Origin of the sequence: Pseudomonas sp. TH07 (genome assembly GCF_016651285.1) — a bacterium.
Classification (GTDB): Bacteria; Pseudomonadota; Gammaproteobacteria; order Pseudomonadales; family Pseudomonadaceae; genus Aquipseudomonas.
In genome coordinates this window covers 3,424,101-3,440,461 of sequence record NZ_JAEKED010000001.1, presented here as the reverse complement: position 1 = coordinate 3,440,461, position 16,361 = coordinate 3,424,101, and the positions used below count along the sequence as shown (strand labels likewise).

General features: G+C 61.9%; 17 protein-coding genes. 6 read left to right on the top strand and 11 right to left on the bottom strand.

The genetic code is table 11. From position 1 onward, the window contains the following. Positions 1–4: 4 nt before the first annotated feature. From flgJ to JFU57_RS16000, 6 genes are all read right to left on the bottom strand, one after another. On the bottom strand, positions 5–1,270 hold the full coding sequence (flgJ, locus tag JFU57_RS16025) for a flagellar assembly peptidoglycan hydrolase FlgJ (protein WP_078470971.1): 1,266 nt from the start codon (positions 1,268–1,270) through the stop codon (positions 5–7). A gap of 11 nt (positions 1,271–1,281) precedes the next feature. Further along, positions 1,282–2,391, bottom strand: a complete 1,110-nt coding sequence (locus JFU57_RS16020) for a flagellar basal body P-ring protein FlgI (protein ID WP_020299313.1) — start codon at positions 2,389–2,391, stop codon at positions 1,282–1,284. Between the two features lie 15 nt (positions 2,392–2,406). Beyond that, a complete protein-coding gene (gene flgH, locus JFU57_RS16015; RefSeq protein WP_078470969.1) occupies positions 2,407–3,102 on the bottom strand; it encodes a flagellar basal body L-ring protein FlgH in 696 nt (231 codons plus the stop codon). Positions 3,103–3,156: 54 nt separating this feature from the next. Next, on the bottom strand, positions 3,157–3,942 hold the full coding sequence (flgG, locus tag JFU57_RS16010; protein WP_020299315.1) for a flagellar basal-body rod protein FlgG: 786 nt from the start codon (positions 3,940–3,942) through the stop codon (positions 3,157–3,159). A gap of 45 nt (positions 3,943–3,987) precedes the next feature. Next, complete coding sequence (locus JFU57_RS16005) at positions 3,988–4,728, bottom strand: flagellar basal body rod protein FlgF (RefSeq protein WP_201130006.1); 741 nt, start codon at positions 4,726–4,728, stop codon at positions 3,988–3,990. Positions 4,729–5,068: 340 nt separating this feature from the next. Further along, a complete protein-coding gene (locus tag JFU57_RS16000) occupies positions 5,069–6,634 on the bottom strand; it encodes a sigma-54-dependent transcriptional regulator (protein ID WP_078470967.1) in 1,566 nt (521 codons plus the stop codon). 293 nt (positions 6,635–6,927) lie between these two features. Between JFU57_RS16000 and phhA the strand changes: the two genes are divergently transcribed. The 6 genes from phhA to JFU57_RS15975 all read left to right on the top strand — a co-directional run bounded on the left by phhA (position 6,928) and on the right by JFU57_RS15975 (position 11,291). After that, a complete protein-coding gene (phhA, locus tag JFU57_RS15995) occupies positions 6,928–7,719 on the top strand; it encodes a phenylalanine 4-monooxygenase (RefSeq protein WP_078470966.1) in 792 nt (263 codons plus the stop codon). A 69-nt stretch (positions 7,720–7,788) separates the two neighbouring features. Further along, positions 7,789–8,145 (top strand): 4a-hydroxytetrahydrobiopterin dehydratase, encoded by a 357-nt coding sequence (locus tag JFU57_RS15990; protein ID WP_078470965.1) that lies wholly within the window; start codon positions 7,789–7,791, stop codon positions 8,143–8,145. Next, on the top strand, positions 8,145–9,341 hold the full coding sequence (locus JFU57_RS15985; protein ID WP_201130005.1) for an amino acid aminotransferase: 1,197 nt from the start codon (positions 8,145–8,147) through the stop codon (positions 9,339–9,341). Before JFU57_RS15990 ends, JFU57_RS15985 begins: the two co-directional genes overlap by 1 nt. Before the next feature lie 238 nt (positions 9,342–9,579). Further along, on the top strand, positions 9,580–9,708 hold the full coding sequence (locus JFU57_RS33435) for a hypothetical protein (RefSeq protein ID WP_020299321.1): 129 nt from the start codon (positions 9,580–9,582) through the stop codon (positions 9,706–9,708). A gap of 36 nt (positions 9,709–9,744) precedes the next feature. Further along, the gene (locus tag JFU57_RS15980) at positions 9,745–9,975 is read left to right on the top strand and encodes a hypothetical protein (protein ID WP_238596152.1); all 231 of its coding nucleotides are present in this window, start codon (positions 9,745–9,747) and stop codon (positions 9,973–9,975) included. Between the two features lie 116 nt (positions 9,976–10,091). Further along, a complete protein-coding gene (locus JFU57_RS15975) occupies positions 10,092–11,291 on the top strand; it encodes an MFS transporter (RefSeq protein WP_078470963.1) in 1,200 nt (399 codons plus the stop codon). Here JFU57_RS15975 and arfB read toward each other — a convergent pair. The 5 genes from arfB to scpB form a co-directional block, all read right to left on the bottom strand. After that, positions 11,288–11,701: an alternative ribosome rescue aminoacyl-tRNA hydrolase ArfB gene (gene arfB, locus JFU57_RS15970; protein WP_078470962.1), complete on the bottom strand. Its 414-nt coding sequence runs from the start codon at positions 11,699–11,701 to the stop codon at positions 11,288–11,290. The two genes, JFU57_RS15975 and arfB, sit on opposite strands and share 4 nt — an antisense overlap. Before the next feature lie 154 nt (positions 11,702–11,855). Continuing rightward, positions 11,856–13,277 (bottom strand): amino acid permease, encoded by a 1,422-nt coding sequence (locus tag JFU57_RS15965; protein ID WP_201130004.1) that lies wholly within the window; start codon positions 13,275–13,277, stop codon positions 11,856–11,858. Positions 13,278–13,739: 462 nt separating this feature from the next. Further along, the gene (gene rluB / locus JFU57_RS15960) at positions 13,740–14,957 is read right to left on the bottom strand and encodes a 23S rRNA pseudouridine(2605) synthase RluB (protein WP_020299326.1); all 1,218 of its coding nucleotides are present in this window, start codon (positions 14,955–14,957) and stop codon (positions 13,740–13,742) included. Positions 14,958–15,107: 150 nt separating this feature from the next. Beyond that, positions 15,108–15,296 carry a DUF1289 domain-containing protein gene (locus JFU57_RS15955; RefSeq protein WP_201130003.1) on the bottom strand — a complete coding sequence of 63 codons (189 nt, stop codon included), beginning with the start codon at positions 15,294–15,296 and terminating at the stop codon, positions 15,108–15,110. A 50-nt stretch (positions 15,297–15,346) separates the two neighbouring features. Then, on the bottom strand, positions 15,347–16,360 hold the full coding sequence (gene scpB, locus JFU57_RS15950) for an SMC-Scp complex subunit ScpB (protein WP_201130001.1): 1,014 nt from the start codon (positions 16,358–16,360) through the stop codon (positions 15,347–15,349). Position 16,361: the final 1 nt, after the last annotated feature.

Genomic DNA, 16,361 nt, shown 5'->3' with positions numbered 1-16,361 from the left:
GACCTTATAAATTCGTGGAAGCGCCCGCCGCAGCGTAGTTCTCGTAGCTCTTCATCTGCTTGGCAATCTGCGAAATCTTGCTTGCGTAATCCGGGTCGGTTGCATACCCGGCTTTTTGCAACTCGCGTACAAACTGTTCAGGCTTATCGGCCGACTTCAGCACTTCTTGATAGCGATTGTTGCTCTGCAACAAGGTCACCAGGTCATGGAAACTGTCCTGATAGGAATCGTAGGAACGGAACGCTGCCGTCTCCTTGACCATCTCGCCATTTCTGAATTCGCTGGTGATCGCTCGTGCCTGATCACCCTTCCAACTGCTGCCGGCCTTGATGCCGAACAGGTTGTGGCTGCTGGAGCCATCCTGCTGGCGCATGACCGACTTGCCCCAGCCAGTTTCCAGCGCGGCCTGGGCCACCAGGTAGCGCGGATCGACACCAATGCGCTTGGCCGCCTGCTCTGCCATCGGCAGCATGGTGGCGACGAAATCATCGGATGAACTGAAGGCGCTCTTGGCCGGCGCCAAGGGCGGCTGGGCCACGGCGCGACCGTAGATCTGCATCCGTCCACGGGGCGCGGCGAAGGTCTGCGCACTTTGCCAGTCACCCTTGATCACAGCGTCAGTGGCGGCTGTAGTGCGCCCTGGCGCGGCGTTTTTGCCGGAGGCATCGGTGCCGGTAGCAGAAGGCACGATGCCCGCCAACAAGCGATCGGTCAGCTTGCTCGGCAGCGAGATCCGCCGCTGATTGAGCAAGGCCATATCGTTGTGCACGGTCCCCGAGGTGTGCGGATCGACGGCGCGCGAGGCCCACAGCGGACGCTGGCCGTTGACCCGGGTCAGCGGCCCGCCGATGGCGGTGGTGCCCGCGGCAATGGCGGTGGGCGTCGCCTTGGCGTCGGCAGTGGCCCCCGGCACGGCAGCCGCTGTGCCCGGAACCACCGGTTTATTCTTCGACATCTGGCGCATCAGCACATCGGCCAGGCCGATACCGCCGCCATTGCGCGACAGGGAAACCGCCAGTTGCTGGTCGTACATTTCCTGGTACTGCTTGGCCGCTGGCGTATTGAGCGGGTTGTCCTTGCCCAGGGCTTCGGTGGCCGAGCGCATGGACTTGAGCATTTCCCCGAGGAACAGCGACTCGAACTCCTGCGCCACCTTGCGCATGTTGGCGTCACTGTTCTTGTCGCCGACCTTGAATTGGTTAAGCCGGTTGAGGTCCGAATACGACCCCGAATCACCGCTGCCCACCAGGCCGCTCTTGCGAATATCCATGCTCGCCTACCTCAAATCACAATCAGGTCGGCTTGCAACGCGCCAGCCTGTTTCAACGCTTCAAGGATCGCCATCAAGTCACCCGGCGCTGCGCCGACCTGATTCACCGCCCGCACGATCTCGTCCAGGGTGGTGCCCGGGCCGAATTTGAACATCGGCTTGGCTTCTTGCTGGGCGTTGACCCGCGAGCGCGGCACGACGGCCGTCTGCCCATTGGACAGCGGGCCCGGCTGGCTGACGATCGGGTCTTCGGTGATGGTCACGGTGAGACTGCCGTGGGTCACGGCGGCCGGCGAAACCTTGACGTTCTGGCCGATCACGATGGTGCCGGTGCGGGAGTTGATGATGACTTTGGCCACCGCCTGCCCCGGATCGACTTCCAGGTTCTCGAGAATCGACAGGTAGTCCACGCGCTGGCTTGGATCGAGCGGCGCGGTCACCCGGATCGAACCGCCATCGATGGCTTGGGCCACGCCAGGGCCGAGCATGTCATTGATCTTGTCGACGATGCGCTTGGCGGTGGTGAAGTCGGAGCGATTGAGGTTCAAGGTCAGGCTGTTGCCCTGATTGAAACCGCTCGGCACCGCACGCTCGACCGAGGCCCCGCCCGGGATGCGACCGGCCGACGGAACGTTGACGGTGATCTTCGAACCGTCGCGCCCCTCGGCATCAAAACCGCCCACTACCAGGTTGCCCTGGGCGATGGCGTAGACGTTGCCGTCGATACCCTTGAGCGGCGTCAGCAGCAAGGTGCCGCCGCGCAGGCTCTTGGAGTTGCCGATGGAGGACACGGTGATGTCCACCACCTGCCCCGGCTTGGCGAACGCCGGCAGGTCAGCGCTGATCGACACCGCCGCGACGTTTTTCAACTGCACGTTGCCGGAACCGGCCGGCACCTTGATGCCGAACTGCGACAGCATGTTGTTGAAGGTCTGCAGGGTGAACGGCGTCTGGGTGGTCTGGTCGCCCGTACCGTTAAGCCCGACCACCAGACCGTAGCCGATCAATTGGTTGGAACGCACGCCGGAAATACTGGCGATGTCCTTCAACCGCTCGGCCTGTACGCCAAGGGATGTGGACAGCAACAACACGGCCGCCATCAGGTGCTTGAAATTCAGCATTTGATTTTTCATCACCTAGAAAGGGAACAGCGGGCTTAGGAAGAAACGGTCGAACCAGCCCGGCTGGTTCGCATCGGCAAACGAACCGGTGCCCGAATAGGTAATGCGCGCATCGGCGACCCGAGTCGAGGACACGGTGTTGTCGGTGGCGATATCGTCGGCCCGTACCAGCCCGGCAATCCGTACCAGCTCATCGCCGGTATTGAGGGTCATCCACTTCTCGCCGCGCACGGCGATGATGCCGTTGGGCAGCACGTCGGCCACGGTGACCGTGATCGAACCGGTCAGGCTGTTGCTCTGGGCGGCCTTGCTGTCGCCCTTGGTGGCGCGGTTGCCGCTGTATCCGGCATTCAAGGTCAGGTCGCCATCGCCCAGCGGGTTGTTGGTATTGGGCACGGCGCCGAACAGCGAACTCAGGCCGATGCTGTTGTTGCTGGTCTTGGTCAGCGCCGAGTTGGCCCCTTTGCTGGCCTGGGTCCGCTCGTTGAGGGTGATGGTGATGATGTCACCGACCCGGAACGCCTTGCGGTCGCCATAAAGGTTCTGCTCGAAGCCGGCCTGGTAGATCGAGCCGTTATTGGCGGCTGCAGGCAACGGCGTGCGCGGCAACACCGGCGCGTAGTACGGGTCATTGGGTTTCGGCGGCGGGCTGACACAGCCCGCGAGCACAGTGATCCCACTCAGCGTTAGAACACACACAAACCGATTCATGACCCTACCTCACGGTGTTGCAGGCGCGCCGTTCAAGGCCGCCTCGAAGACTGATTACAGATTCTGCGTTACGAACGAGAGCATCTGGTCGGCGGTGGAAATCACCTTGGAGTTCATCTCGTAGGCACGTTGAGTGGTGATCATGTTGACCATCTCTTCAACGGTGCTGACGTTGGATGTTTCCAGGGTGTTCTGCAGCGTGGTGCCGAAACCGTTGAGGCCCGGGGTACCGATCTGCGGCGCGCCGCTGGCGGCGGTTTCCAGGAACAGGTTGTTGCCCACGGCTTGCAGACCGGCCGGGTTGATGAAGTCGGCAGTTTGCAGGTTGCCGATCACTTGCGAAGCCGGGTTGCCGGCCACGGTGATGGAAACCGTGCCGTCCTGGCCTACGGTGAAGGTCTGGGCATCGTTGGGAACCACAACCGCAGGCTCCAGGGTGAAGCCGTTGGCGGTGACGATCTGGCCATTGGAGTCCAGGTGAAAGGTACCGTCACGGGTGTAGGACGTGGTGCCGTCCGGCTGCAGGATCTGGAAGAAACCACGACCGTTGACCGCCAGGTCGAGCGGCTGCTCGGTGGTCTGCAGGCTGCCGGCAGTGAAGTTCTTCTGGGTGCCGACGATGCGCACACCGGTACCGACTTGCAGGCCCGATGGCAGCTCGCTGTCCTGGGTCGACTGCGAACCAGGCTGACGCTTGATCTGATACAGCAGGTCCTGGAACTCGGCGCGATCACGTTTGAAACCCGTGGTCGAGACGTTCGCCAGGTTGTTGGAAATAACGGTCAGGTTGGTGTCCTGGGCGGACAGACCGGTTTTGGCAACCCATAGAGCCGGAAGCATTCGATTCTCCTCGTGCGCCTGTTTTACGGCGCTACGTACTGGTGATTAGCTGATCTGCAAGACCCGAGCCATGGCCTGGTCGTCTTCTTTCGCGGAATTCATCATCTTGATGTGCAATTCGAACTGCTTGGCCAACGCCAGGACCGAAGTCATTTCTTCAACGGCATTGACGTTGCTCGACTCCAGGAAACCCGACACCAACTGCACATTGGCATCGGCCGGCGCGGCCTGGCCGTCCTTGGTCTGGATCGAGCCGTCGAGACCCTTGGTCATGCTTTTCAAATCCGGGTTGACCAGCTTGATGCGGTCGACTTCGGCCATCACCCGCGGGCCTTCGCCCATGGCGCGGATGCTGATGGTGCCGTCCTGGCCGATTTCGATCTTCTGCTCGGGCGGCACGGCGATCGGACCGCCATTGCCCATCACCGCCATGCCGTTGCCCGCCCGCAACACACCCAGGGCGTCAACATTCAGGCTGCCGGTGCGCACGTAGCTTTCACCGCCACCCGGGTTCTGCACGGCAATCCAGCCATTGCCACTGACGGCCACATCCAGCTCGCGACCGGTTTCCACCAGGGAGCCAGGCGTGAAGTCGGTGCCAGGACGTTCCGACATGGCAAAGGCGCGCGCCGGAAAGCTGTCACCGAACACCGGCATCGAACGCGCCTGTTCCAGGTCGCGCTGAAAACCGTTGGTGGAGATGTTCGCCAGATTGTTGGCATGAGCCTTTTGCGCCAGAGCATTCTGGCTGGCGCCGGTCATTGCCACGTAAAGGTACTTGTCCACAGTCTTTCCTCTGTCTGCCGGACGTTTGCCGCCCACCGCTGTACTGATGAGCCTTAAGCAATAAGCGCACCAACTTTTTTTAGAGCGATCAATCCCCAGGCGGAGCAAGGCTTTGGCGGGGCGGGGAGGAAATTCGGAGCGCGGCGAGAGACGGAAAAACGGCGGTCTTATGCCGCTAACGGCAAGTAACGGCCTGGATACACAGTTGCACCCGAGGTATTACGGCACTCACCGCTACACGTGTAGCCGCTGCCATGCGCAACGCCGCAGCTCTCCAGGCATCACTCCAGAACCCGCCCGAGTCCAGCATCCGAACTCGTCCCAAACCTATCCACATCGGCTACCGGTCGACAGGGGTTTTGCCGAGCTGATGATCACGCAATTTATTGGCGATGGTGGTGTGGGAAACCCCCAGGCGCTTGCCCAGCAGGCGGCTGCTCGGATGCTCGGCATACAGGCGCTCAAGCACCGTCTTTTCAAAGCGCCCAACGATATCCTCCAGGCTGCCCTCCAGGGAAAAATCGCCAAGCGGCTGACGCACGCCATAGTCCGGCAAGCGAATATGCTCGGCTTTGACCAACGCCCCATCACATAACGAAACCGCCTGGAACAACACGTTCTCCAACTGCCGCACATTGCCCGGCCAATGGTAGTGGCTGAGCCGCTCCATGGCGGGCGGGGCCAGGGTCGGCAACGGGCAGCCGATCTGCCGGCTGGCCTGGTCAAGAAAGTGCTCCACCAGCGGTGCCAGACCGTCGAGGCATTCGCGCAACGGCGGGATATGCAGGGACAACACATTGAGCCGATGGTAAAGGTCCTGGCGAAACTCGCCGCGCGCGCAGAGCTCCGAAAGATCGACCTGGGTCGCGCAGATCACCCGCACATCCAGGTACACCTCCTCATCACTGCCTACTCGGCGGAAGCAGCCATCCTGCAAAAAGCGCAACAGCTTGACCTGCAGCCGCGGGCTCATCTCCCCGACCCCATCCAGAAACAGCGTGCCACCGGCGGTCAGTTCCAGCAGCCCGAGCTTGCCTTCAGCCCGCGCGCCCTCAAACGCACCCGGGCCGTAGCCGAACAGCTCGGTCTCGGCCATCGACTCCGGCAACCCGGCGCAATTGAGCGCCATCAGCGGCGACTGCCCACGGGGGCTGGCCAGGTGGCAGGCTCGGGCCAGCAACTCCTTGCCGGTGCCGGTCTCGCCTTCGATCAACAGTGGCGCATCCAGCGGCGCCATGCGCCGCGCCTCGCGCACCACCGCCGCCATGACCTTGGAGCTCTGGAAGATACTGTCAAAGCCTCGCAGCTCCTGCTTGCGCACGTTATAGATGCGCTCACCGACCCGATCCGCGCGGTGCAGGGTCAGGACCGCGCCCGCCAGCGCCTCGCTGTCGTCATGCTCCGATTGCAGGGGCGCGATATCCGCCAGAAATACATCCCCCTTGACCTTGACCCGCAGGCCGTTGATTCGCGACTTGCTGGCCCGTACCAGCTCCGGCAAATCAAAATCCTCGGCGTACCGCGACAGCGGGATCCCCGGCACCTCGTCCACCCGCACCCCGAGCAACTGCGCCGCCGCGCGGTTGGCGGCCACGATCGAACCGCCCATATCAATCGACAGCACCGGGAACTCCAAGGCACCGAGCAAGGCGTTGAGCTCCATATGCCGGCGCTCGCTGGGCATCAGCCCCACCCGCTTAACCCCGAACACCCCGGTAATGGACTCGAACTTGGGGCGCAAGGCCTGGAACTGCAGATTGATCAGGTTCGGGCAGTGCAGGTAGATCGCATTGCCGTGCTCCCCGCCCACCTCGCCCCGGGCCACGTTGATCCCGTACTCCACCAGCAGGTTGAGAATGTCGCGCAGGATGCCGATGCGATTCTGGCAGTGGACTTTGATCCGCATATAAAAGACCCGAAACAGGTAAAGAGAGGCATGAGCGCCAAAACCAGCGGCCCGCAGCGCCGACTTTTTCAGACGCGGCGCAAATAGACGTAAAGATTATGTGACAGTGATCGCCGTTATCAACTCAAGAAAACGCCATGATTACGCCACATAGGTCAATTCGTAACGAATACTTTACGATTCTTGATTAAAAAGCGCCTGCTAGGCGCCGGCGACCTGCTGCATGCTCCGGCACCTTGGAGTATCTCTAGCGTCATACATAACAAGAACGCAGCCCCTTGCAGGAGAGCAGCATGAAGCAGACGCAGTACGTGGCCCGCGAGCCCGACGCGCACGGTTTTATCGACTACCCGGCCGAAGAACATGCGGTGTGGAACACCCTGATCACCCGCCAACTCAAAGTGCTTGAAGGTCGCGCGTGCCAGGAATACCTGGACGGCATCGAAAAGCTCGGCCTGCCCCACGACCGCATCCCGCAGTTGGGCGAAATCAACAAGGTACTCGGTGAAACCACCGGTTGGCAGGTGGCCCGGGTTCCGGCGCTGATCCCCTTCCAGACCTTTTTTGAATTGCTCGCCAGCAAGCAGTTTCCCGTAGCCACGTTTATTCGCACCCGCGAAGAACTGGACTACCTGCAAGAGCCGGATATCTTCCACGAGATCTTTGGCCACTGCCCCTTGCTGACCAACCCCTGGTTCGCCGAATTCACCCACACCTACGGCAAGCTCGGCCTGCAGGCGACCAAGGAAGAACGGGTATACCTGGCGCGTCTGTACTGGATGACCATCGAGTTCGGCCTGGTCGACACCCCCCACGGCAAACGCATCTATGGCGGCGGGATTCTTTCGTCGCCCAAGGAAACTGTCTACAGCCTCTCCAACGAGCCCGAACACCAGGCCTTCAATCCCCTGGAAGCGATGCGCACGCCTTATCGCATCGATATCCTGCAGCCCTTGTATTTCGTCCTGCCAAGCCTTGAGCGCCTGTTCGACCTGGCCCATGAAGACATCATGGCCATGGTCCACCAGGGCATGCAGTTGGGCCTGCATCCACCCAAGTTCACGCCCAAGCCCAAGGCGGCCTGAGCAGATCACACTCGCGACGTGCCGCGAAAGATAGTAATTTCCAACAAGAATCGATTTCAGGAACACACCATGACCGCTCTGAACCAAGCCCATTGCGAAGCCTGCCGTGCCGATGCCCCCCAAGTCAGTGACGAAGAACTGCCGGTACTGATCAAGCAGATCCCCGACTGGAACATCGAAGTACGCGACGGCGTGATGCAGCTGGAAAAAGTCTTCCTGTTCAAAAACTTCAAATTTGCCCTGGCTTTCACCAATGCCATGGGTGAAATTTCCGAAGCCGAAGGTCACCACCCAGGCCTGCTCACCGAGTGGGGCAAAGTCACCGTGACCTGGTGGAGCCATTCCATTAAGGGCCTGCACCGCAACGACTTCATCATGGCCGCACGCACCGACGAAGTGGCCCAGACCGCAGAAGGACGCAAGTAATGCACTTCGACGCCATCGGCCGCGTACCCGGCGACCCGATTCTCGGCCTGATGGAGGCCTACGCCTCGGACAGCAACCCGCGCAAGTTCGACCTCGGCGTGGGGGTCTACAAGGACTCCCAGGGCCTGACGCCGATCCCGCAGTCGGTAAAACTGGCCGAGCAGCGCCTGGTCGAGCGCCAGACCACCAAGACCTACATCGGCGGCCACGGCAACGCGGCCTTCGGCAAGCTGGTCAATGAACTGGTGCTGGGTGCCGATTCCAAGCTGATCGCCGAGCAACGCGCGGGGGTTACCCAGACCCCGGGCGGCACGGGTGCCCTGCGGCTGTCGGCCGATTTTATCGCCCAATGCCTGCCCGGCCGCGGCATCTGGCTGAGCAACCCGACCTGGCCGATCCACGAAACCATCTACGCCACCGCCGGGCTCAAGGTCAGTCATTACCCCTATGTCGGCAGCGACAACCGCCTGGACGTGGAGGCGATGCTCGCCACCCTGAAGCAGGCTCCCAAGGGCGACGTGGTGCTGCTGCATGCCTGCTGCCACAACCCGACCGGCTTCGACCTGTCCCATGACGACTGGCGCCGGGTGCTGGAAGTGGTACGCGCTCGCGAGCTGCTGCCCCTGATCGACTTCGCCTACCAGGGCTTTGGCGACGGCCTGGAACAGGATGCGTGGGCTGTACGGCTGATGGCCTCCGAGCTGCCGGAACTGCTGATTACCAGTTCCTGCTCGAAGAACTTCGGCCTGTACTCCGACCGCACCGGCGCGCTGATCGTCTGTGCCAAGAATGCGGAAAAACTCACGGACATTCGCAGCCAGCTGGCCAATATCGCGCGCAACCTGTGGTCCACCCCACCGGATCACGGCGCGGCGGTGGTGGCGACCATCCTCGGCGACCCCGAGCTGAAAAGCCTGTGGGCCGACGAAGTGGAAGCCATGCGCCAACGCATCGCCCAGTTGCGTGCCGGACTGGTCGAAGCCCTGCAACCCCACGGGTTGGCCGAGCGCTTTGCCCATATCGGCGTGCAGCGCGGGATGTTTTCCTACACCGGGCTGTCGCCAGCCCAGGTCAAGGAACTGCGCGACCACCACAGCGTGTACATGGTCAGCTCCGGCCGGGCCAACGTCGCTGGCATCGATGCCACCCGTCTCGACCTGCTGGCCGACGCCATCGCCAAGGTCTGCAAGGCCTGATCCTCGTCACCCTCCAGTGCCTGCCCCGAACCGGCAGGTGCTGGCGGAATGACCTTTCCCAAAGGCCACCGACAGCTCCCGCCCCAAGCCGGAATCGAGCCTTGATGAAATCCCTTTCATCTCCAAAGGCGCAATAAACATCTTTTTGTCATTTGCACTGCTGTATCCTGCCCAAGCTTTTTAAAAGCGCGGATCTACCCAGCGATTTAAAAAACAGACCTTGCGAGGAGCAACGAACATGCATGAGATTCCTAATCTCCCCTTCCCAAGCCTGCACGAAACTGAGCAGACAACCCCGCAACAAGCCAGTGCGCAAAAACCTGAAGTGAAAGAAGCCGAAAGCCGCAAGGCCGACAGCAAAGACTAAAGAGCACTGCCCAGACCGTGTGGAAAGCGCAAACTGATGCGCTTTCCACACAGCCTGAATCCCCCGCCCCGCGAGCCCCGAACCATGACCGACTCCTTCAGCGACACCCAGGCCAGCGTGCTGCTCGGCACCGCCGAGAAGATGATCGATGTCTGGAACCGCCTCTCCCCGGAAAAACAGGCCGCCCTGCTGGCGCGCTTCGGCACCCAGGAAAACGCCCTCGCGGCCCTGGTGACCACTCAATTGCTGGCCCCGGCAACACGCTGATGCCACCCCTGCCGTAGAAACATCGCTACGCCACGTCGATTTCTCCCCCTGCATCCCTGCAAGCATCGGTATCATAAGCAGCCTATCTATCCTGCCGTGCCAGTGGACCTTTACCCATGCCAGATACCCAGCGACCCATGGCGGTCACGCTGCAAGTCGTTTCCATCGTCCTTTTCACCTTTATCGGTTACCTCAACATCGGCATCCCCCTGGCCGTCTTGCCCGGTTACGTGCACAGCGACCTGGGCTTTGGCGCCGTGATCGCCGGGCTGGTGATCAGCGTGCAATACCTGGCCACCCTCCTCAGCCGGCCCTATGCCGGACGCATGATCGACAACCTCGGCAGCAAGCGCGCAGTGATGGTCGGCCTGGCCGGCTGTGGCCTGAGCGGCGTGTTCATGCTGCTTTCGGCCTGGCTGCACACACTGCCGGGCCTGAGCCTGGCCTGCCTGCTGGTGGGCCGCCTGGTGCTGGGCAGCGCGGAGAGCCTGGTGGGTTCCGGCGCCATTGGCTGGGGCATCGGTCGGGTCGGTGCGCAGAACACGGCCAAGGTCATTTCCTGGAACGGCATTGCCAGCTATGGCGCCCTGGCTATCGGTGCACCGTTCGGCGTGTTTCTGGTGGGGCAGCTGGGCTTGTGGAGCATGGGGGTCAGCATCATTCTCCTGGCCCTGCTCGGCCTGGCCCTGGCCTGGCCGAAAGTCGCGGCGCCGATCGTGGTCGGCGAACGCCTGCCGTTCATGCATGTGCTGGGCCGGGTATTGCCCCACGGGTGCGGCCTGGCCCTGGGCTCGATCGGCTTTGGCACCATCGCCACCTTTATCACCCTTTACTACGCCACTCAGCACTGGTCGAACGCGGTGCTGTGCCTGAGCCTGTTCGGCGCCAGCTTTATCGGTGCGCGCCTGTTGTTCGGCAACCTGATCAACCGCCTGGGGGGCTTTAGGGTGGCGATTGCCTGCCTGTCGGTGGAAACCCTGGGGCTCTTGCTGCTGTGGCTGGCACCGGATGCCCACTGGGCCCTGGCCGGAGCGGCGCTGAGCGGTTTTGGCTTCTCCCTGGTATTCCCGGCGCTGGGGGTCGAGGCGGTCAACCTGGTGCCGGCCTCCAGTCGCGGGGCGGCGGTGGGTGCCTACTCGCTGTTCATCGACCTGTCCCTGGGCATCACCGGGCCGCTGGCCGGGGCGATTGCCGCCGGTTTCGGTTTTGCCTCGATCTTTCTGTTCGCCGCCATTGCTGCCTGCAGCGGCCTGATCCTCAGCGTCTATCTGTACCGTCAGGCGCCGAAGTACCGCCAGGAACGCGCGGGCCGCTAGAAGTCCACCCGGCCGCGGCCGGCCTTGATGTCGCCGCGCTTGGACTTGGATTCCAGGCGGCGCTTTTTCGAGCCCAGGGTCGGCTTGGTCGGGCGGCGCTTCTTTTCCACCTTGGTCGCGCTGAGGATCAACTCGGTCAAGCGCTCCAGGGCATCGGCGCGGTTCTGCTCCTGGGTTCGGTACTGCTGGGCCTTGATCACGATCACACCGTCACTGGTGATGCGACTGTCACGCAGCGCCAGCAGCCGCTCCTTGTAGAACGGCGGCAGGGACGAGGCCGGAATATCAAAGCGCAGGTGCACGGCACTGGAGACCTTGTTGACGTTCTGCCCACCCGCGCCCTGGGCACGAATCGCCGTCAACTCGATCTCGGCATCCGGCAGATGCACGTTGTTGGAAATCACCAGCATGAAAAACCATCCGCGTTCAGGGCCCACAGGATACCCATTTGTATCGCCGCAGGCTCGCCGGCAAACGCCAGCCAAGACCGCCGGGCGTCCACAAGCCCACTCCCAGAAACGAAAAACCCGGCCAGGGCCGGGTTTTTCAGAGCCATTCAAGGGCTTACTTGATCGACGAACTCAGGGTTTGCACAGCTGGTTGTTCACTGCGCTTGCCTTTGATCAGGTAGCAGACCCACATAAAGACCAGCCACACCGGAATCGCGTACACCGAGATCTGGATTCCCGGAATCAGCAGCATGATGCCGAGGATAAACACCACGAACGCCAGGCAGACGAAGTTGCCGTAGGGGTACCACAGCGCCTTGAACAGTGAGGTCTGCCCGGTGCGGTTCATGTGCTGGCGGAACTTGAAGTGCGAGTAGCTGATCATCGCCCAGTTGATCACCAGGGTCGCGACCACCAGCGATATCAACAGCTCCAGCGCGTGCTGCGGAATCAGGTAGTTGAGCACCACGGCGACGAAAGTCACCAGGGCCGAGGCCAGGATCGAACGCACCGGTACGCCGCGCTTGTCGATCTTGGCCAGAGCCTTGGGCGCATCGCCCTGCTCGGCCATGCCCAACAACATGCGGCTGTTGCAGTAGGTGCCGCTGTTGTACACCGACAAGGCCGCAGTCAGGACCACGAAGTTGAGGATGTGCGCCGCCGTATCGCTGCCCAGCATCGAGAACACCTGGACGAACGGGCTGCCACTGTAGGCATCGCCGGAGGCATTGAGGCTCACCAGCAGGCTGTCCCAAGGGGTCAGGGACAGCAGCACCACCAGGGCACCGATGTAGAAAATCAGGATCCGGTAGATCACCTGATTGATTGCCTTGGGAATCACGGTTTTCGGCTGGTCGGCTTCCGCTGCGGTAAAGCCGAGCATCTCCAGGCCACCAAAGGAAAACATGATGATCGCCATGGCCATGACCAGGCCGCTGACGCCATTGGGGAAAAAGCCGCCGTGTTCCCACAGGTTGCTCACCGAGGCTTGCGGGCCACCGTGGCCGCTGACCAGCAGGTAGCTGCCCAGGGCGATCATGCCGACAATCGCCACCACTTTGATAATGGCGAACCAGAACTCGGCCTCGCCGAAGACTTTGACGTTGGCCAGGTTGATCGCGTTGATCAGCACGAAGAACACCGCAGCCGAAGCCCAGGTCGGCACGTGCGGCCACCAGTAGTGCACGTACTTGCCGACCGCGGTCAGCTCCGACATGCCCACCAGGATGTACAGGATCCAGCAGTTCCAGCCCGACAGGAAACCGGCGAAGCCGCCCCAGTATTTATGGGCGAAGTGGCTGAAAGAGCCGGCAACCGGCTCCTCGACGATCATCTCGCCCAACTGGCGCATGATCATGAAGGCGATAAAGCCGCAGATGGCGTAGCCGAGGATCATCGACGGGCCGGCGGATTTGAGCACGCCGGCGGATCCGAGGAACAAGCCGGTACCGATCGCGCCACCCAGGGCGATCAGTTGAATATGGCGATTTTTCAGGCCGCGTTTCAGCTCGCCTGAATGCGAGTTCTGTCCACTCATTGAAAAGGTCTCACGCAAGGTTTGATGATGTTCGATAGGCGTTGCTGCAAGGCGTTGGCTAAGCAGCGCAGATCAAACCCCAGCGCAGGCACCAGGAGTTCAGCGTTTGTTTAACGGTCATACGTCACCTGTTTGTTTTTATCTGTGACGAAATCGAACCCACCACGCTTGTGACGCGGCGGAATGAACAAGGCGGATAGCCCTGAATGTATTGCTCGTCGAGCTGGTAGCCAGCGGCGGAAGACAAGCCTTCGAACCGCGTCGGCACCAGTAGATCAGACGCAAAATGCGCGGATACGCAGTTGGGTCACAGTTAAAACGCCGCGCATTGTACACCCCTGATCCCCTGCTGCCAGACACTGCGACATCAGCGCCCCTCTGCACTGCCAGGCAAAAAAAAACGCCAACCCTGAGGTTGGCGCTTTTCACTTGCAGCTTTTAGCCTTGCGGCTTAGGCCTGCCTCACTCCGGCTTGCGACGACCAAAGCCCGGACGCTGGCCGGAACCGGCTGGTGCGCCCCGACGCTTGCCCGATGGCGCATCGCGGTCGACCAGGACAATGCCCGGACGCTTGGACTTCGGCGCCGGCTTGGCCGGACGCTTGGTGTCGCTTGGACGGTCGGCCACGGGCGTGCCACGACCCGACTCACCACGACCGGCCGCCGGACGTGGAGTGCGTGGTCCGCGCTCGCCATCCTGACGCGCTGCCGGCTTGCGCCCTGGGCGCTCGCCTTCGATGTGCGGCTCACGCGCGGGACGGGCGCCGCCTGCGGCTGGAGCACCGGCAGCAGGACGCAGGGTGCGCACGCGCTCGCTCTTGCCCACCGGGCGCGAGGATTTACGCTGCATGCGTTCCAGCTTGTCCTTGCTCTTGGCGTTCAACTGCGGCATAGCCACCGGCGTCAGGCCAACCTCGGCACTGAGGATATCCACCTCGTACTGAGTCATTTCACGCCAGCGGCCCATCGGCAGATCGGAATTGAGGAACACCGGACCGAAACGCACACGTTTCAGGCGGCTCACCACCAGGCCCTGGGATTCCCACAGGCGACGCACTTCACGGTTACGGCCTTCCATCACCACGCAGTGGTACCAGTGGTTGAACCCTTCACCCCCTGGCGCCTGCTTGATGTCGGTGAACTTGGCCGGGCCGTCTTCGAGCACAACACCGGCTTTCAGGCGTTCGATCATCTCGTCGTCGACTTCGCCACGCACACGTACCGCGTATTCACGGTCCATTTCGTAGGAAGGGTGCATCAGGCGGTTAGCCAACTCACCGTCGGTGGTGAACATCAGCAAGCCCGTGGTGTTGATGTCCAGGCGACCGATGTTGATCCAGCGGCCCTCTTTCGGGCGCGGCAGCTTGTCGAACACGGTTGGACGGCCTTCAGGGTCGTCACGGGTGCAGATCTCGCCGTCGGGTTTGTTGTACATGATCACGCGGCGCACCGATTCGGCGGCCTCTTCGCGCTTGATCACCTTGCCATCGATGGAAATGGCGTCATGCAGGTCGACGCGCAGGCCAAGGGTGGCGTCTTTGCCATTGACCTTGATCCGGCCCTGGCTGATCCAGGACTCTACGTCGCGGCGCGAGCCAACGCCGATACGGGCGAGGACTTTCTGCAGTTTTTCGCCTGCTGGGCCGATTTCCTGGCTGTCTTTCTGGTCGTTGTCACTCATCTGGGCACCTCCCGGTGTGTCGATTCAGGCGGTGAGTGGCCTGAAACGTGTAAAAACAGGTCTTGTGGCGAAGGGATCGCCAAAGGGTCGCGAATCATACGCTCATGGCGCCGGTTGCGCATCACAGACTAGTTGATATGTCGCGAGGGGCTACTTTTTCCGCCGACCGGTGGCGCCCAGGGCCAACAGGCGCAGCTCGGCCTCGGCCAGGACGCTGCGCTTGTCGACCTTATCGAGCTTCTTCCAGGCCTTGATCTCGCGCTTGCTGCGCCCACAACCGATGCAGATATCGTCGCTGAACTTGCAGACACTGATGCAGGGGTCTTTGGTGGAGCTCATGGGCCTTCTCCAGTAATCGCGATGGCCGGCAGCCCGACCCCAGAAAAGGATCAGTCTTCCAGCAAGCGTCTTTCATTCTCGATAGCTTCGGCCAAGGCCAGGGCCTCGGCTTCTTCATCACTCAGGCTGGGGGCCAGTGGCTCCAGGGCCGCCACGGCGGCCAGCAACTTGGCGCGCGCCTCTGCCACGCCCAGCACATCGTCATCGGTTTCGACTTCCAGGCTGGCGTCAGGTTCGACCTCAAGCACCGCCTCGACCTCGACGACAACTTCAACAGCCACCTCGACCGGCACATCGGGCTCGGGCGCAAGCCCGCTCTCGACGCTGAACTCGGAGGAATCCGGGGCGCCATCGCGCAGCAGGTCATCGAAATCGGTCTTGATCCCCTCCTCCATCGAATCCAGCTCCAGCAGCAAGGTGTGGAAACTGGTTTCTTCCTTGGGCTCCTCCGGTTCGGCACTGGCATCGGCCAGGGCCTGCAGGTTTTCCGGCACTGGGGCGTCGTCGAACTCGAGCACCGGCTCGACTTCCATCTCGCGCAACTCCGCCAGGGGTGGCAGGTCGTCGAGGTTTTTCAGGTTGAAGTGGTCGAGAAACACCTTGGTGGTGGCAAACATCGCCGGCTTGCCCGGTACATCACGGTAGCCGACGACACGGATCCACTCACGCTCAAGCAAGGTCTTGACGATATGGCTGTTGACCGCAACCCCACGCACATCCTCGATTTCGCCCCGGGTAATCGGCTGGCGGTAGGCGATCAGTGCCATGGTTTCGAGCATGGCCCGCGAGTAACGCTGCGGGCGCTCCTCCCAAAGTCGCCCGACCCAGGGGCTGAATTTCTCGCGGATCTGCAACCGATAACCGGAGGCCACTTCCTTGAGTTCAAAGGCCCGGCCGTCGCAGGACTTGGCCAGCAGCGTCAGCGCCTTTTTGAACACGGCCGGCTCCGGCCGCTCACCCTCTTCGAAGAGTTCGAACAGGCGATCCAGGGATTGGGGCTTTCCCGAGGCCAACAGAAAGGCTTCAAGCAGCGGCGCCAGCTCGCGGGGTTCAGTCAGATTCATT

Bases quoted from the DNA above. Each gene is read 5' to 3' on its own strand.
- JFU57_RS15990 (WP_078470965.1), top strand. From the start codon at position 7,789: ATGACCGCTCTGAACCAAGCCCATTGCGAAGCCTGCCGTGCCGATGCC.
- JFU57_RS15985 (WP_201130005.1), top strand. From the start codon at position 8,145: ATGCACTTCGACGCCATCGGCCGCGTACCCGGCGACCCGATTCTCGGC.
- flgJ (WP_078470971.1), bottom strand. From the start codon at position 1,270: ATGGATATTCGCAAGAGCGGCCTGGTGGGCAGCGGTGATTCGGGGTCG.
- scpB (WP_201130001.1), bottom strand. From the start codon at position 16,360: ATGAATCTGACTGAACCCCGCGAGCTGGCGCCGCTGCTTGAAGCCTTT.
- JFU57_RS15965 (WP_201130004.1), bottom strand. From the start codon at position 13,277: ATGAGTGGACAGAACTCGCATTCAGGCGAGCTGAAACGCGGCCTGAAA.
- JFU57_RS16020 (WP_020299313.1), bottom strand. From the start codon at position 2,391: ATGCTGAATTTCAAGCACCTGATGGCGGCCGTGTTGTTGCTGTCCACA.
- rluB (WP_020299326.1), bottom strand. From the start codon at position 14,957: ATGAGTGACAACGACCAGAAAGACAGCCAGGAAATCGGCCCAGCAGGC.
- JFU57_RS15975 (WP_078470963.1), top strand. From the start codon at position 10,092: ATGCCAGATACCCAGCGACCCATGGCGGTCACGCTGCAAGTCGTTTCC.
- JFU57_RS15955 (WP_201130003.1), bottom strand. From the start codon at position 15,296: ATGAGCTCCACCAAAGACCCCTGCATCAGTGTCTGCAAGTTCAGCGAC.
- flgH (WP_078470969.1), bottom strand. From the start codon at position 3,102: ATGAATCGGTTTGTGTGTGTTCTAACGCTGAGTGGGATCACTGTGCTC.
- JFU57_RS15980 (WP_238596152.1), top strand. From the start codon at position 9,745: ATGCGCTTTCCACACAGCCTGAATCCCCCGCCCCGCGAGCCCCGAACC.
- JFU57_RS33435 (WP_020299321.1), top strand. From the start codon at position 9,580: ATGCATGAGATTCCTAATCTCCCCTTCCCAAGCCTGCACGAAACTGAG.
- arfB (WP_078470962.1), bottom strand. From the start codon at position 11,701: ATGCTGGTGATTTCCAACAACGTGCATCTGCCGGATGCCGAGATCGAG.
- flgG (WP_020299315.1), bottom strand. From the start codon at position 3,942: ATGCTTCCGGCTCTATGGGTTGCCAAAACCGGTCTGTCCGCCCAGGAC.
- phhA (WP_078470966.1), top strand. From the start codon at position 6,928: ATGAAGCAGACGCAGTACGTGGCCCGCGAGCCCGACGCGCACGGTTTT.
- JFU57_RS16000 (WP_078470967.1), bottom strand. From the start codon at position 6,634: ATGCGGATCAAAGTCCACTGCCAGAATCGCATCGGCATCCTGCGCGAC.